Source organism: Sphingopyxis sp., from assembly GCF_035686825.1.
In the GTDB taxonomy this organism is placed as follows: Bacteria; Pseudomonadota; Alphaproteobacteria; order Sphingomonadales; family Sphingomonadaceae; genus Sphingopyxis.
Window position 1 is genome coordinate 338,472 of record NZ_DASRYZ010000002.1, and the last position, 13,469, is coordinate 351,940.

Annotated in this window: 18 protein-coding genes; 10 read left to right on the forward strand and 8 right to left on the reverse strand. The window is 67.1% G+C overall.

Features of this window, described 5'->3' with window-relative positions; genetic code table 11:
- The first annotated feature begins 56 nt into the window (after window positions 1-56).
- Window positions 57-1,079: a MipA/OmpV family protein gene (locus VFG17_RS02900; RefSeq protein ID WP_325027957.1), complete on the forward strand. Its 1,023-nt coding sequence runs from the start codon at window positions 57-59 to the stop codon at window positions 1,077-1,079.
- Between the two features lie 255 nt (window positions 1,080-1,334).
- Here the strand turns inward: VFG17_RS02900 and rpmG are convergent, their stop codons facing one another.
- The 5 genes from rpmG to VFG17_RS02925 all read right to left on the reverse strand — a co-directional run bounded on the left by rpmG (window position 1,335) and on the right by VFG17_RS02925 (window position 6,047).
- Window positions 1,335-1,502, reverse strand: coding sequence for a 50S ribosomal protein L33 (gene rpmG, locus VFG17_RS02905; RefSeq protein ID WP_325027958.1), 168 nt, complete (start codon window positions 1,500-1,502; stop codon window positions 1,335-1,337).
- A gap of 218 nt (window positions 1,503-1,720) precedes the next feature.
- Window positions 1,721-2,458, reverse strand: coding sequence for a TonB family protein (locus VFG17_RS02910; protein ID WP_325027959.1), 738 nt, complete (start codon window positions 2,456-2,458; stop codon window positions 1,721-1,723).
- Between the two features lie 142 nt (window positions 2,459-2,600).
- On the reverse strand, window positions 2,601-3,911 hold the full coding sequence (gltX, locus tag VFG17_RS02915) for a glutamate--tRNA ligase (RefSeq protein ID WP_325027960.1): 1,311 nt from the start codon (window positions 3,909-3,911) through the stop codon (window positions 2,601-2,603).
- Between the two features lie 39 nt (window positions 3,912-3,950).
- Window positions 3,951-4,367, reverse strand: a complete 417-nt coding sequence (locus tag VFG17_RS02920; RefSeq protein WP_325027961.1) for a DoxX family protein — start codon at window positions 4,365-4,367, stop codon at window positions 3,951-3,953.
- Window positions 4,368-4,382: 15 nt separating this feature from the next.
- Entirely contained in the window at window positions 4,383-6,047 is a 1,665-nt protein-coding gene (locus VFG17_RS02925; RefSeq protein ID WP_325027962.1) for an NAD+ synthase, read from the reverse strand.
- A 127-nt stretch (window positions 6,048-6,174) separates the two neighbouring features.
- Between VFG17_RS02925 and VFG17_RS02930 the strand changes: the two genes are divergently transcribed.
- Window positions 6,175-7,110, forward strand: coding sequence for a ribose-phosphate pyrophosphokinase (locus VFG17_RS02930; protein ID WP_325027963.1), 936 nt, complete (start codon window positions 6,175-6,177; stop codon window positions 7,108-7,110).
- Between the two features lie 107 nt (window positions 7,111-7,217).
- On the opposite strand, the gene VFG17_RS02935 is transcribed toward VFG17_RS02930, so the two are convergent.
- Window positions 7,218-7,760: a helix-turn-helix domain-containing protein gene (locus VFG17_RS02935; protein WP_325027964.1), complete on the reverse strand. Its 543-nt coding sequence runs from the start codon at window positions 7,758-7,760 to the stop codon at window positions 7,218-7,220.
- 116 nt (window positions 7,761-7,876) lie between these two features.
- Here VFG17_RS02935 and hisN point away from each other — a divergent pair, with 116 nt between their 5' ends.
- The 4 genes from hisN (at window position 7,877) to rplT (ending at window position 9,736) form a co-directional block, all read left to right on the forward strand.
- Window positions 7,877-8,659 (forward strand): histidinol-phosphatase, encoded by a 783-nt coding sequence (hisN, locus tag VFG17_RS02940; RefSeq protein ID WP_325027965.1) that lies wholly within the window; start codon window positions 7,877-7,879, stop codon window positions 8,657-8,659.
- Window positions 8,660-8,687: 28 nt separating this feature from the next.
- Window positions 8,688-9,038, forward strand: coding sequence for a GFA family protein (locus VFG17_RS02945; protein ID WP_325027966.1), 351 nt, complete (start codon window positions 8,688-8,690; stop codon window positions 9,036-9,038).
- 115 nt (window positions 9,039-9,153) lie between these two features.
- The gene (gene rpmI, locus VFG17_RS02950; protein WP_088439780.1) at window positions 9,154-9,357 is read left to right on the forward strand and encodes a 50S ribosomal protein L35; all 204 of its coding nucleotides are present in this window, start codon (window positions 9,154-9,156) and stop codon (window positions 9,355-9,357) included.
- 13 nt (window positions 9,358-9,370) lie between these two features.
- The gene (rplT, locus tag VFG17_RS02955; RefSeq protein WP_037555450.1) at window positions 9,371-9,736 is read left to right on the forward strand and encodes a 50S ribosomal protein L20; all 366 of its coding nucleotides are present in this window, start codon (window positions 9,371-9,373) and stop codon (window positions 9,734-9,736) included.
- A gap of 223 nt (window positions 9,737-9,959) precedes the next feature.
- Here the strand turns inward: rplT and VFG17_RS02960 are convergent, their stop codons facing one another.
- Complete coding sequence (locus VFG17_RS02960) at window positions 9,960-10,850, reverse strand: LysR family transcriptional regulator (RefSeq protein ID WP_325027967.1); 891 nt, start codon at window positions 10,848-10,850, stop codon at window positions 9,960-9,962.
- Between the two features lie 94 nt (window positions 10,851-10,944).
- Here VFG17_RS02960 and VFG17_RS02965 point away from each other — a divergent pair, with 94 nt between their 5' ends.
- From VFG17_RS02965 to VFG17_RS02980, 4 genes are read left to right on the forward strand one after another with little or no spacing between them, the layout of a single operon-like run.
- Complete coding sequence (locus tag VFG17_RS02965) at window positions 10,945-11,577, forward strand: pyridoxamine 5'-phosphate oxidase family protein (RefSeq protein WP_325027968.1); 633 nt, start codon at window positions 10,945-10,947, stop codon at window positions 11,575-11,577.
- Window positions 11,574-12,182 (forward strand): glutathione S-transferase, encoded by a 609-nt coding sequence (locus tag VFG17_RS02970; RefSeq protein ID WP_325027969.1) that lies wholly within the window; start codon window positions 11,574-11,576, stop codon window positions 12,180-12,182. Before VFG17_RS02965 ends, VFG17_RS02970 begins: the two co-directional genes overlap by 4 nt.
- A complete protein-coding gene (locus VFG17_RS02975; protein ID WP_325027970.1) occupies window positions 12,182-12,403 on the forward strand; it encodes a 4-oxalocrotonate tautomerase family protein in 222 nt (73 codons plus the stop codon). Before VFG17_RS02970 ends, VFG17_RS02975 begins: the two co-directional genes overlap by 1 nt.
- Window positions 12,400-12,858, forward strand: coding sequence for a DMT family transporter (locus VFG17_RS02980; protein WP_325027971.1), 459 nt, complete (start codon window positions 12,400-12,402; stop codon window positions 12,856-12,858). The genes VFG17_RS02975 and VFG17_RS02980 overlap by 4 nt, the downstream gene beginning before the upstream one ends.
- 140 nt (window positions 12,859-12,998) lie before the next feature.
- Here the strand turns inward: VFG17_RS02980 and VFG17_RS02985 are convergent, their stop codons facing one another.
- Window positions 12,999-13,403 carry a GFA family protein gene (locus tag VFG17_RS02985; RefSeq protein WP_325027972.1) on the reverse strand — a complete coding sequence of 135 codons (405 nt, stop codon included), beginning with the start codon at window positions 13,401-13,403 and terminating at the stop codon, window positions 12,999-13,001.
- Between the last annotated feature and the right edge of the window lie 66 nt (window positions 13,404-13,469).

A 13,469-nucleotide genomic window follows, 5' to 3' on the forward strand; every position in this document is an offset into this window, starting at 1 on the left:
TTTACTTACACCCCCGTAAAGAGGGGTATAGACAAAGAAAATATAGGCGGATGTTTATGCCCGATTTGACCTTGTTGTTCCGCTTGGCCCGTCCGGCCCGATCGCTCCCTCTTCTTGCCGTCTTCGCCCTCGCCGGTCTGGCCGCGCCCGCCGCCGCCGAGGATGCCGCGCTTCCCTATGACCTGCCGGCGATCAGCGACACGACGCTCGCCACCGGCGACGACGAACAGGCTACCGCCCATTTCCAGAACACCGAGATCGACGAGAATATCCTGCTGCCCCCCGCGCGGCCGCAGGACGACGACCCCGAACGCAAATGGTCGCGCGACTATTTCGCGGTCGCCGTGGGCGTTTTGAACACGCCGAAATATAACGGCTCCGACGATCGCCGCACGCTGCCCGCCTTCTATTTTCGCGGACGGGTCAGCGGCTTTTCTTTCTCGACGCGCGGCACCAATCTCGTGGTCGACCTGATCCGCCAGCGGCGGGGGCAAAAGACCGATTTCAAATTCGGCCCGTCGATCAGCCTGCGCGGCGACCGCAGCGGCAAGATCGACGATCCGCAGGTCGCGGCGCTCGGCAAGCGCAAGGTCGCGGTCGAGCTCGGGCTGTTCGCCGGGGTCACCCAGACCGGCGTTCTCACCAGCAAATATGACCAGCTCGGCTTTCGCATGTCGGCGTCGAAGGATGTTTCGGGGCGCCACGGCAGCTGGACGGCGTCGCCGACGATCGATTATGGCACGCCGCTGTCGAAACGCGCCTATATCGGTGTCTCGGCCTCGGTGAATTTCTACGGCAAGGGCTTCGGCCGCTATTATTACGACATCGACGCCGAAGACAGCGCCGCGAGCGGGCTCCCCGTCTATGACGGCGCGGGGCGCAAGGCGACCGCGGGCAAATATACGCTCGGCATCGCGGGCGCCTATTCGCTGTCGGGCGACCTCCGAAAGGGGTTCACGCTGATCGGCGGCGCGCAATATGGCCGCATCGCCTCGCGCTTCGCCAAATCGCCGATCGTCGCGGACGTGGGCAGCGCCGACCAATGGCTTTTCGGCGGTGGGCTCGCTTATCAATTCTGACGGGTTTCGGGCGAAACTAACCGTCGCCCCCGCGAAGGCGGGGGCCGCAGTCGGTTTACGCAACGCCGCTGAGTAAGGCCGCTAACGGCCCCCGCCTTCGCGGGGGCGACGGTCATAGCGAACGTCCGCTCCCTACCCCCCAAAGCCGCCGATCCGCGGCACGCAAAAAGGGCGGCACGCGGCCGCCCTGGATCCCCGCCTTCGCGGGGATGACGCATTTCTCACCCACGCGCTTTCAGCGCGCGGAGAAATGCCTCACTTGATCTTGGATTCCTTGAATTCGACATGCTTGCGCGCACGCGGGTCATATTTCCGCACCGTCATCTTTTCGGTCATCGTGCGCGGGTTCTTTTTCGTGACATAGAAAAAGCCCGTGTCGGCGGTGCTCACCAGCTTGATCTTGACGGTCGTCGGCTTGGCCATGGCCCTGTTCCTCGAAATAACTGCACATCCGCCGGAGCTCCGATGGATGCGGCGGGACTAGGGGCCCCGACGTTGGTGTGAAAAACATAGAGGGCCGCGCACGAGGCGCCGCCCCCAATATCCGGGCGCCTTTGGCGGGATTCGCCCTTTCTGTCAAGCGAAAGCGAAGGGCGGGCGGCAATATCGGCCGCCCGCCCGGGAGGGGTCGGTGGGGGTCTTCAAGCGTTCCGGATCTCGAACCGGACGGTCATCACCTTCCAGCTTTCCTCGGCCACGCCGCCGCGGGTCGCGGGCTTGAAGCGCCATTTGGCGAGCGCGCGGCGCTTCGTCGCTTCGAAAAAGGCCGGGCTGTCGGCGCTGATCAGCTCGACCGCCTTGACGCGCCCGTCGGTGCCGATCAGCACGCGGACCTTCGCCACGCCCTCGATCCCGCCGCGCTGCTCGCGCGCCGGATATTCGGGCTGGAAAGCGTCGGCAAAGCGCGGATCGATGTCGGCGAGCACCAGCTTCGGCGGGGCGGGCGGATCGACCGGCTTCACCGGCGGGCCGGGATCGACGCGCGGCAAGTCGACGATCACAGGCCCCGGCTGCACATAGTCGGGGGCAAGCGGCACCGTCTTGACGAGCGGCTCGACGGTGTCGCTGGCCGAGGAGGTTTTCGGCGTCGGCTGGGCATCCTCGATGACCTCTGGGGGCGGGGGCGGGGGCTTTGGCAGCTCGATGATCGTGCCGATCAGCGGGATGGTCCGCGGCCCGGGCTCGACGACCATCGGCGACAGGGCGACCGCGACGACGAGCGCGGCGGGCAATCCCACGGCGAGCACGGCGGCCACCGGCCGGTGGCGGTTGCCCGCCCCATAGCTGTTGCGCGGTTGCAGGGCTTGATGGGCGCCCGCGGGCGCGGTGGTCGCCTCGGGCGCGGCAACAATCGCCGAAATCAGGGGTATCAAGGTCATGGCATCTCTCCTTGCCTGTCGACCCGGCCCCGCGGCGTTCTGACCGTCGAACCGGCCAGGTCAGGATCACGTGATATTATAACATCACTGACCTTGTCAAGCGGATCGGTAAGCAAGCATCGATCGGCTGGAGCGGCTTGGATCAGGCGCCCGAAAGCCGCGCGACCGCTTCGTCCTTGTCGATCAGCGGCAGCAGTTCGGCCATGTCGGGCCCGTGATCGCGCGCGGTCAGCGCGCGGCGCAGCGGCAGGAAGAGCGCGCGGCCCTTGGCGCCGGTCCTCTCCTTCACCGCGCCGGTGAGCGAATGCCAGGGGTCCGCCGACCAATCGATCGAGGGCGCGGCTTTCGCCGCCGCATCGAGCACCGGCCGGTCGGCGGCGTCGGCGGGCGGCGGCGCGAAGGGGCCGTCGAACACCCCCACCCAGTCGGCCGCCTCGGCGACCGTCATCAAATTCGGGCGAATCGCGTTCCAGCGCGCCTCGCTGATCGCGGCGGGAAGGCGATCGGCGACCGCGGCATAGTCGGTGTGGTGGAGGATCTTCTGATTAATCAGCGCCAGTTCGCTCTCGTCGAAGCGCGCGGGCGCACGGCCGAAGCGCGCGAAGTCGATGCTCTCGATCAGCGGCGCGGGCGTCGTCACCGGTTCGACCGGGTCGCTGGTGCCGAGCCGCGCGAGCAGCGCGACAAGCGCGATCGGTTCGATCCCGTCCGCGCGCAGGCTCGTCATGCCGAGCGAGCCGAGCCGCTTCGACAATTTGCCCTCGGTCCCGACGAGCAGCGCCTCGTGCGCGAATGCGGGCGGCTTCGCGCCGAGCGCCGCGAACATCTGGATCTGCGCCGCGGTGTTCGACACATGATCCTCGCCGCGCACGACATGGCTGATCCCCATCGCGATGTCGTCGATCACGCTCGGCAGCAGATAGAGCCAGCTGCCGTCGGCGCGGCGCACGACGGGGTCGGACATGGTCTTCGGCTCGAAATGCTGCGGGCCGCGGACCATGTCGGTCCATTCGATCGGCGCATCATGGTCGAGCCGGAAGCGCCAGTGCGGCGCGATACCCTCGGGGGCTTGCGTGCCTTCGGGCTTGCGCTCGTAAACCGGGGGAAGCCCGCGCGAGAGCAGGATCTTGCGCCGGATATCGAGTTCCTCGGGGGTCTCGTAACAGGCATAGACGCGCCCGGCCGCCTTCAGTTTCTCGAACTCGCCCTCATAGAGCGCGAAGCGCGCCGACTGCCGCTCCTCGCCGTCGATGTCGAGCCCGAGCCATGCGAGGTCGGCGCGAATGCCCTCGACATATTCCTCCTTCGACCGCTGGAGGTCGGTATCGTCGATGCGCAGCAGGAAACGCCCGCCGTGCTTGCGCGCCCACAGCCAGTTATGGAGCGCGGTGCGGACATTGCCGACGTGCAGGCTGCCGGTGGGCGAGGGGGCGAAGCGGGTGATGACGGTCATGCGCCGCGCCTATAGCCGCATTTGCCCGCGCGGCGATAGCTATGCGCTGCGCCGCGCCGGCCACCAGGCCCAGGCGATGCCGAGCAGCGCGACGATCAGGATGACGCTATATTCCATCCCGTTGCGCCCGCCGCCGACGACGAACCAGCCGGCGGGAAGGTGGACGAGGATCATGCCGAGCGTCAGAATCGCGGCGTGGCCGAGCGCGGCAAGGCTGGTCCAGCGGCGCGTCAGCATCAGCGCCGGGCCGACAAGCTCGTACAGCGTCACCGCCATCGCCCAGCCATAGCCATATGGAAAGCCGAGGCTGTCGAGCCAGATGCCGAACGGGGCAACGAGCCCCGCGGCGAGGCGATAGACGCCGTGGATCAGGATCAGGATCGCGACGGTGATCCGCAGCAGCTCGATAAATTGCCCCGCGCGTTCGGGCGGCGCCTTCGGTCCCAGCAATCCCATTGTGCCTCCCCCTGATTATCCTGTGCGGAACCCGTGCGTGATCGGATAGCGCCGGTCGCGCCCGAAATTGCGCGTCGACAGCTTGACCCCCGGCGGCGCCTGCCGGCGCTTATATTCGGCGAGCATCAGCAGCCGCTCGATCCGCGCCACCGCGTCGCGATCGAAGCCATATCGGGCGACGACGTCGTCGACGCTCGCTTCCTCCTCGACGAGCATGTGGAGCATGCGGTCAAGATCGGCATAAGGCGGCAGGCTGTCCTCGTCCTTCTGGTCGGGGCGCAGCTCGGCGCTCGGCGGCTTGGTGACGATATTGTCGGGCATCACCGGCGTGACGCGGTTGCGCGACAGGCGCGGCACATTTTCGTTGCGCCATTTGGCGATCGCAAAGACCGTCATCTTGTACGCATCCTTCAGCGGATTATAGCCGCCCGCCATGTCGCCATAAATGGTCGCATAGCCGACGCTCATCTCGCTCTTGTTGCCCGTCGTCAGCAGCATCGGGCCGAATTTGTTGCTGAGCGCCATCAAGGTCAGCCCACGGATGCGCGACTGGACATTCTCCTCGGTGATGTCGACGTCTTTGTCGGCGAAGCTGCCCGCGAGCATGTGATCGAAGGCTTCGACCGCGGGGACGATCGGGATCGTGTCGAGCCGGCATCCGATCATCGCCGCGCAGCCCGCGGCATCGTCGAGGCTCGCCTGCCCGGTGAAGCGGCTCGGCATCATCACGCACCAGACCTTGTCGGGGCCGAGCGCGTCGGCGGCGATCGCGGCGCAGATCGCCGAATCGATTCCGCCCGACAGGCCGAGCACGACGCCGGGAAAGCGGTTGCGTTCGACATAGTCGCGCAAGCTGACGATCATCGCGCTGTAGATGTCGGCGGGATGCGCTTCCCATTCGGCGATCGCGCCCGCTTCGCACACCCAGCCATCGGCGCCTTTCGTCCAGCGCGTCACCCGCTCCTCGGCTTCCCAGTCGGTCAGCCGGTGCGCGGTCGTCCCGTCGTCATTGAGGACGAAGGAGCAGCCGTCGAACACCAGCTCGTCCTGCCCGCCGATGCGATTGAGGAAGATCAGCGGCAGCTTGGTTTCGGCGACGCGGCTCGCGAACACTTGGCTGAGCCGGCGCTCGTCCTTGTCGATTTCATAGGGGCTGCCGTTCAGCGAGATCAGCAGCTCGGCGCCCTGCGCGGCGAGATGCCGGCAGACCTTCGGCAGCCACCCATCCTCGCAGATCGGCAGGCCCAGCTTCACCCCGCGCCATTCGACCACGTCGGGGAGCGGACCGGGGGCGAACACGCGCTTCTCGTCGAAGGTGCCGTAATTGGGGAGTTCGTGCTTGCGCCGCGTCGCGACGATTTTCCCGCCGTCGAGCAGCGCGACGATATTGTAGAGGTCAGCCCCGTCCCGCTCGACCGAACCGACGAGCATCGCGGGCCCGCCGTCAGCGGTCTCGGCCGCGAGCTCGGCGAGCAGCTTCGCCGCGCGCTCGGCCAGCGCGGGCTTCAACACCAGATCCTCGGGCGGATAACCGATCAGTTGCAGCTCGGGGTAGAGGATCAGGTCGGCCCCCGCGTGCCGCGCCCGAATGCTGCGCATCGCGTCGGCGTTCGCGGCGAGGTCGCCGACCGTCTGGGTCATCTGCGACAGGACGATGGTGAGCGTTTCGGGCGAGGTCATGCGTTGCCCATATTCCGCCGTCGGTCCCGGAGCAATGGCGGCCAAGCAACTAGACCCTTCCCCTCTCCGCCTGTGATGGCTAAGGGGGCGCGCAATCCCACCCCGCGCGAAAGGGCTTTGCACCTTTATGAAACTCATCTCCGGCAACAGCAACCTGCCGCTGGCCCGCGCGATCGCGGACTATCTCGAACTGCCGCTGACCGACACCAGCGTGCGTCGCTTCGCCGACGAGGAGGTCTTCGTCGAAATCCACGAGAATGTCCGCGGCCAGGACGTGTTCGTCGTCCAGCCGACGAATTTCCCCGCGAACGACAATCTGATGGAGCTGCTGATCATCAACGACGCGCTGCGCCGCGCTTCGGCGAAGCGCATCACCGCGGTCGTTCCCTATTTCGGCTATGCCCGCCAGGACCGCAAACCCGGCCCGCGCACCCCGATCTCGGCGAAGCTCGTCGCGAATCTGATCACCACCTCGGGCGCCGACCGCGTGCTCGCGATCGACCTCCACGCCGGGCAGATTCAGGGCTTCTTCGATATCCCGACCGATAACCTCTACGCCGCGCCGGTGATGAGCGCCGACATTCAGGCGCGCTTCGGCGGCAAGAATCTGATGGTCGTGTCGCCCGACGTCGGCGGCGTCGTGCGCGCACGCGCGCTCGCCAAGCGGCTCGACAACGCCCCGCTCGCGATCGTCGACAAGCGCCGCGAACGCGCCGGCGAATCGGAAGTGATGAACATCATCGGCGACGTTTCGGGGCGCTTCTGCATCCTGATCGACGACATCGTCGATTCGGCGGGCACGCTCTGCAACGCCGCCGCGGCATTGAAGGCCGCGGGCGCCGAGGGCGTCGTCGCCTATTGCACCCACGGCGTCCTGTCGGGCGGTGCGGTCGCGCGCGTCGATGCGAGCGAGCTCACCGAACTCGTCATCACCGATTCCATCATGCCGACCGACGCGGTGAACGACAGCGGCAAGGTCCGCGCGCTCACCGTCGCGCCTTTGCTTGGCGAAGCGATCAAGCGCATCGCCGACGAAAGCAGCGTCTCGAGCCTGTTCGATTGATCGTTCTTAGAGGCGGCACCGGCCCGCTCCCCCTCCCAGCCTCCCATAGGATACCATGTCGGGAGGCTGGGAGGGGGAGCGGGCCGGTGCCGCATTCGTGGGCCGCGTCAGCGCGCGACGAGCGCGCCGACGATATGATCGAGCTGGCGCCGGAACGCCGCGTGATCGGGCACCGCATGAACCAGCCCGCGCGCCGTCCAGCATAGGGCCTGCGCCATGCTCCCCGCGCGCGACACCGCCGAGCCGTGGCCGCTGAGCCGGATCGCCTCGGCCATCGCCGCGACCAGCCGCCGTTCGGCCATGCGCGCCGCGTCGGGCGGATCGCGCTGGAGCATGGCGATGATTTCGGCGCCATGCGGCGAAGCATGAAGCGCCGCCATATGCCGCCCCACCCACGCGTCGAGCGCGTCGGCCAGCCGCTCGGCGAGCGTCTTGGCGGGCTGCTCGATACACGCGAGCGCGGCGGCGAGCGATGTATCGACCAAGCCTTTGGTCGCCCATTCGACCAGCGCGCCCTTCGATCCGAAGCGCAGATAAAGCGCCTGCCGCGACACGCCGAGCGCCGCGGCGACATCTTCCATCGACGCCTTGCGCAGCCCATAGCGCGCGAAGGTCGCGACGATCGGATCGAGAGGAAAATCGCCCGGCACGACGCCGATTTTACAGTTTAGATTATATTTGTAAAATTGATAAAATGGGAGCTCGAAAGCACGCAATAGGCCTGCATGGACTGGCGGCGCGGACCGCGCTGGGCTAGCGCGAAGTCATGTCGATCACCTCCGACCTCGCCCTCGCCAACCGCCTCGCCGACGCCGCCGGCGAAGCGATCCGCCCGCTCTTTCGTTCGAACTGGGTCCACGAGGCCAAGGCCGACGCCTCGCCCGTCACCGAGGCCGACCGCGCCGCCGAAGCCGCGATGCGCCGCCTGCTCGATGCCGAGGCGCCGCGCGACGGCATCATCGGCGAGGAATATGGCGCCGAGCGCCCCGAAGCCTCGCGCCAGTGGGTGCTCGACCCGATCGACGGCACCGTCAGCTTCATGGCGGGCCGCCCGATCTTCGGCACGCTGATCGCGCTGCTGCAGGACGGCTGGCCGGTCCTCGGTATCATCGACCAGCCGATCGCCGGCGAACGCTGGGTCGGCGCGCTGGGGCAACCGACCCTGTTCAACGGCGCCCCGGCGCGCACGCGCGCCTGCCGCAACCTCGCCGACGCGGTACTCGCGACGACGGGGCCACAATATTTCAGCGATCACGACGGCGAGCATTTCATGGCGCTCGCGGCGAAGACGTCGCACAAGCGGATGGTCTTCGGCGGCGATTGCTATAATTATGGCCTGCTCGCGAGCGGGCATATCGACCTGGTGGTCGAGGCGGGGCTCAAGCTCCACGACTTCGCCGCGCTCGCGCCGATCGTCGAGGGCGCGGGCGGCACGATGTGCGACTGGAACGGCGACCCGCTCAGCGCCGACAGCGGGGGGCATGTGATCGCGCTCGGCGATCCGGCGCGGCTCGAGGATGTGATCGAGGGGCTCGCCTGCCACCATTGAGGCCGGGACCCCGGAAAGGAGAGACGACATGGCTTATCAAGGCAGCTGCCACTGCGGCGCGGTGACCTATAGCGTCGAGGGTGACATTCCCGACACGGCGATGAGCTGCAACTGCTCGCACTGCCGACGCAAGGGTTTTTTGCTCAGCTTCGTTCCGATCGACCAGTTCCGGCTGGAGAGCGGCGCCGAGCGGCTGACGTCGTACAAGTTCAACAAGCATAATATCGACCATCAATTCTGCGACGCGTGCGGGTGCCAGAGCTTTTCGGTGGGCACCGGCCCCGATGGATCGAAGATGGCGGCGGTGAACCTGCGCTGCGTTCCGGGCGCCGATCTCGACGCGCTGAATGTCCAGAAGGTCGACGGCGCGAGTTTCTGATCCCACAACGCTTGCATTTCCGGGCGAATCCACCTAAGCGCGCCGCTTCCGATTGTGTCGGCTGGCTGAAAGGGCTGCCAGGCCGATACGCAAACGGACTTCAAAGGAGACCAAAATGCCCAAGATGAAGACCAAGAGTGGTGTGAAGAAACGCTTCAAATTCACCGCTTCGGGCAAGGTGAAGCACGGCGTCGCCGGCAAGCGCCACCGCCTGATTTCGCATAACTCGAAATATATCCGCACCAACCGCGGCACCAGCGTGCTCAGCGATTCGGACGTGGCCCATGTGCGCCTCTGGGCGCCCTACGGTCTGAAGTAAGGAGCGCTAGACCATGTCACGCATCAAACGCGGCACGACCACGCGTGCCAAGCACAAGCGGATTTTGGATCAGGCGAAGGGCTATTATGGCCGTCGCAAGAATACGATCCGCATCGCCAAGCAGGCGGTCGAAAAGGCCGGCCAGTACGCGTACCGCGACCGCAAGGTCAAGAAGCGGAGCTTCCGGGCTCTCTGGATCCAGCGCATCAACGCCGCGGTCCGCGCCGAAGGCCTGACCTATTCGCAGTTCATGCACGGCGTGAAGCTCGCCGGCATCGACCTCGACCGCAAGGTCATGGCCGACCTCGCGATGAACGAAGGCGGCGTGTTCACCGCGATCATCGCGCAGGCAAAGGCGGCGCTGCCCAAGGCAGCCTGACGCTTTAAGCCAAGGCGAACAAGAAAAAGGGCGGTCCCGACGGGGCCGCCCTTTTTCGTTGGGTGCCTGCAAGCGACCGAAATCAGCCGTCGCCCCCGCGAAGGCGGGGGCCGCTAGCGGCCTTACTCGGCGGCGCCCGGGTAAACCGGCAGCGGCCCCCGCCTTCGCGGGGGCGACGGTTATGTGGAACGTCCGCTTCCCACCCCAAACCAGCCATCCACCCTCAATCCAACCCCGCCGCCCGCATTCGTGCCGTCATCGCGGCGACGAACGCGCGCACCGACGGCAAGCCCGCGCGCGACGGCTCGAACAGCAGATGGACCGGCAGCGGCGGCGGCGCTTCGTCGGCCAGCAAGGATATGAGCCGCCCCGCGTCGATCGCTTCGGCGAGCTGGTAGCTCAGCAAATTTGCGATCCCCAGCCCTGCCTCGGCCGCCGCGAGCACGCTATCGACGGTGTTGAGCACGAGCCGCGGCGGCGCGTCGAGCCGCCAGCGCCGCGACGCGAATTGCCATTCGGCCGTCCAGCGCGGCCCCATCGTGCCGATCAGCTCGTGGCCCACCAGATCCGCGACCGCCGCCGGCGCCCCGCGGCGCGCGAGATAGGCGGGGCTCGCGACGAGCATCTGGCGCACCCGGCCGATCCGCTTCGCTTTCAATGTCGAATCGGCGAGCGGTCCGATCCGCACCGCGACGTCGATCCCCTCCTCGACGATCCGCACATTGCGGTCGATCAGCATCATGCGCACGGCGAGGTCGCGATGCTGCGCCATCAGCTCGCCCACGACCGGCAGAACATGCAGCCGCCCGAACATGACGGGCGCGGTCAGGTGCAGCTGCCCGCGCGGTTCGGCCTCGGCACCGCGCAACGCGCGCTCGGCGCCCGCCAGCTCGGCGAGGATGCGCCGCGCCTGCTCCAGAAAGGCCGCGCCCGCATCGGTCAGTGCGACCGCGCGCGTCGAACGGTGAAACAGGCGCGCGCCCAGCCGCGCCTCGAGCGCCGCGATCCCGCGCGTCACCGCGGGCGGCGAGCTGCCGAGCTTGCGCGCCGCCGCGGCGAAACCGCCCTCGCTCGCGACCGCGACGAACATTTCGAGCGTGGTGAGGCGATCCATGATTGTTCCACTATGCGGAATTAACTCATTCGACCTTCGCCGATTAACGCTCAGGCTGCAATGCTCTAGCGACGGGCCCGCAAAGGAGCGGACGATGGCGCGAAATTACCGGCACACTTTGTTCAACGACGCGGTGAAGGCGCTGCAGGAACGCCATGGCTCGCGCGCCGCCTATGTGAAGATGGACGCCGGCGCCGACGGCACCCCCGATGCGCTGACCGCCAAGGAGCTCGATTACATCGCGCTCCGCGACAGCTTCTATATGGCGAGCGTCACCGCCGACGGCTGGCCTTATATGCAGCATCGCGGCGGCCCCGCGGGCTTCCTCCGCCATATCGCGGGCAACCGCATCGGCTTCGCCGACTATCGCGGCAACCGCCAATATATCAGCACCGCCAACCTGACGGGCAACGACCGCGTCTCGCTCTTCCTGATGGACTATCCGAACCGCGACCGGCTGAAGCTCGTCGGCCATGCGGCAATCGTCGAACTCGCCGACGATCCCGCCGCGGTCACCGCGCTGATGCCCGCCGGTTATCGCGCGACGCCCGAGCGCGCCTTCTTCATCGACGTGATCGGCTGGGAGTGGAACTGCTCGCAGCACATTACCCCGCGCTTCACCGAGGCCGAGATTTCCGCCGCGGTCCGCCCGATGGCGGCCGAAATCAACCAGCTGCGCGCCGAAATCGCGGCCTTGCGCGCGGCCTCTTCCGGAGACGCCCAATGATCACCCTCTATGGCACGCCGCTGTCGGGCAACACGCACAAGGTCCGCATCGCGCTCGCCCTCCTCGGCCTGCCGTGGGACGAGCGGCTCACCGACGCCGCGGCGCGCCAGTCGGACGCCTTTCGCGCGCTGACCCCGATGGCGCAGATCCCGCTCTACGTCGAAGGCGATTTCAGCCTGCGCGACAGCCAGGCGATCCTCGTCCTGCTCGCGGCGCGCCACCGCCCGGGCGACTGGGACGGCCGTACGCCCGAAGAACGCGGCGAGGTCGCGCTCTGGCTTTCGCACGCCGCGAACGAGATCGCGAACGGCCCCGCCACACTCCGCCTCGCGCGCAAATTCGGCCTCGACATCGCCGAGGAACATGCCGCCGCTGTCACCGCGCGGTTCCTTCCCGTGATCGACGCGCATCTCGAACGCCGCGACTGGCTCGCCGGTGGCCGCCTCACCATCGCCGACATGGCGGCGAGCCCTTATCTGGCGCTGATGGGCGATGCGGGCATAGACATCGCCGCGTGGCCCGCGATCCATGCCTGGACCCGCCGGATCGCCGCGCTGCCCGGCTTTCCCGCCATGCCGGGCTGGCCCGCCGAAGGCGCCGCATGATGCCCTACGTCCATATCAAGATCACCCGCGAGGGGGCGACGGCCGAACAAAAGGCCGAACTGATCGCCGGCGTCACCGATCTGCTCCGGCGCGTCCTCGACAAGAACCCGGCGACCACCGTCGTCACCATCGACGAGGTCGAGACCGCCAATTGGGGATTGGGCGGATTGCCAATCCTCGACTATCGCGCCGCACAGGCCGCCAAGGAGACCCAGCGATGACCGCGAACAATGCCGCCCCCGCCTTTGCCACGATCATGTTCCTGACCGGGGTCGGCATTCCGATCCTCGCCGCCCTGAACGGCGGGCTCGGCGCGCGGCTCGAAAGCCCGATGGCGGCCTCGGTGATTCTCTTCACCCTCGGCCTGCTCATCGCGGTCACCGGCGCGATCTTCACCGGCTCGCTCGGGCAGGTGCGGCTGTCGTCCGACATTCCGGCGCATTTCTATTTCGGCGGCGCCTTCATGGCCTTCTACGCGATCGCGGTGACCTTCATCGCGCCGCGCTTCGGGGTCGGCAACGCGATCTTCTTCGTGCTCGTCGGCCAGCTGATCAGCGCGGCGACGATCGACCATTTCGGCCTGTTCGGCGCGATCCGCTCGGCAATCGACGCGAAGCGCGTTGCGGGGATCGCACTGATGATCGCGGGCGTGTATCTGGCGCGTCGCACGGGTTGAGGGGTGGGTTCGGACGAACCTAGCCGTCGCCCCCGCGAAGGCGGGGGCCTTTGTCGGTTTACGCGACGCCGCCGAGTAAGGCCGCTAGCGGCCCCCGCCTTCGCGGGGGCGACGATTTCTGAGTATTCGCCTACCTTTCCTCACATATGCGCGGTCACCTCCGGCGGGTTCCACCAATTGTTGCCCGCGCCGTCCATATGGCTCACCGGCAGCTCCGCCATCTCGGCGGGGGTCAGATCGTCGAGGCACGCGATAGCGACCGAATAATAGGCGCCGCCGATCTCCTCGACATAGCCATGGCCGAAGGACGACACGCCGCACGTCTTGCAGAAGACATGATGCGCGCTGTTCGACCCGAACTGATAGTCGGCGAGCGCCGCCGGATCGGTCAGCAGCCGAAAGGCGTCGGGCTTGATCTGCGCGCTCCAATTGCGCTTCTTGGTGCAGATCGAGCAATTGCACTTACCCGTCCCCGCTTCGAGATCGAGGTCGGCTTCGAACTTGACCGCGCCGCAGTGGCACGAACCATGATGGGTCTTGAGCATCGCAAATCCTCCGGTTGCCGGCGCCGTCCTTGGCGCCCTTCACCCGAAGCGATGTAGCCCGCCCCC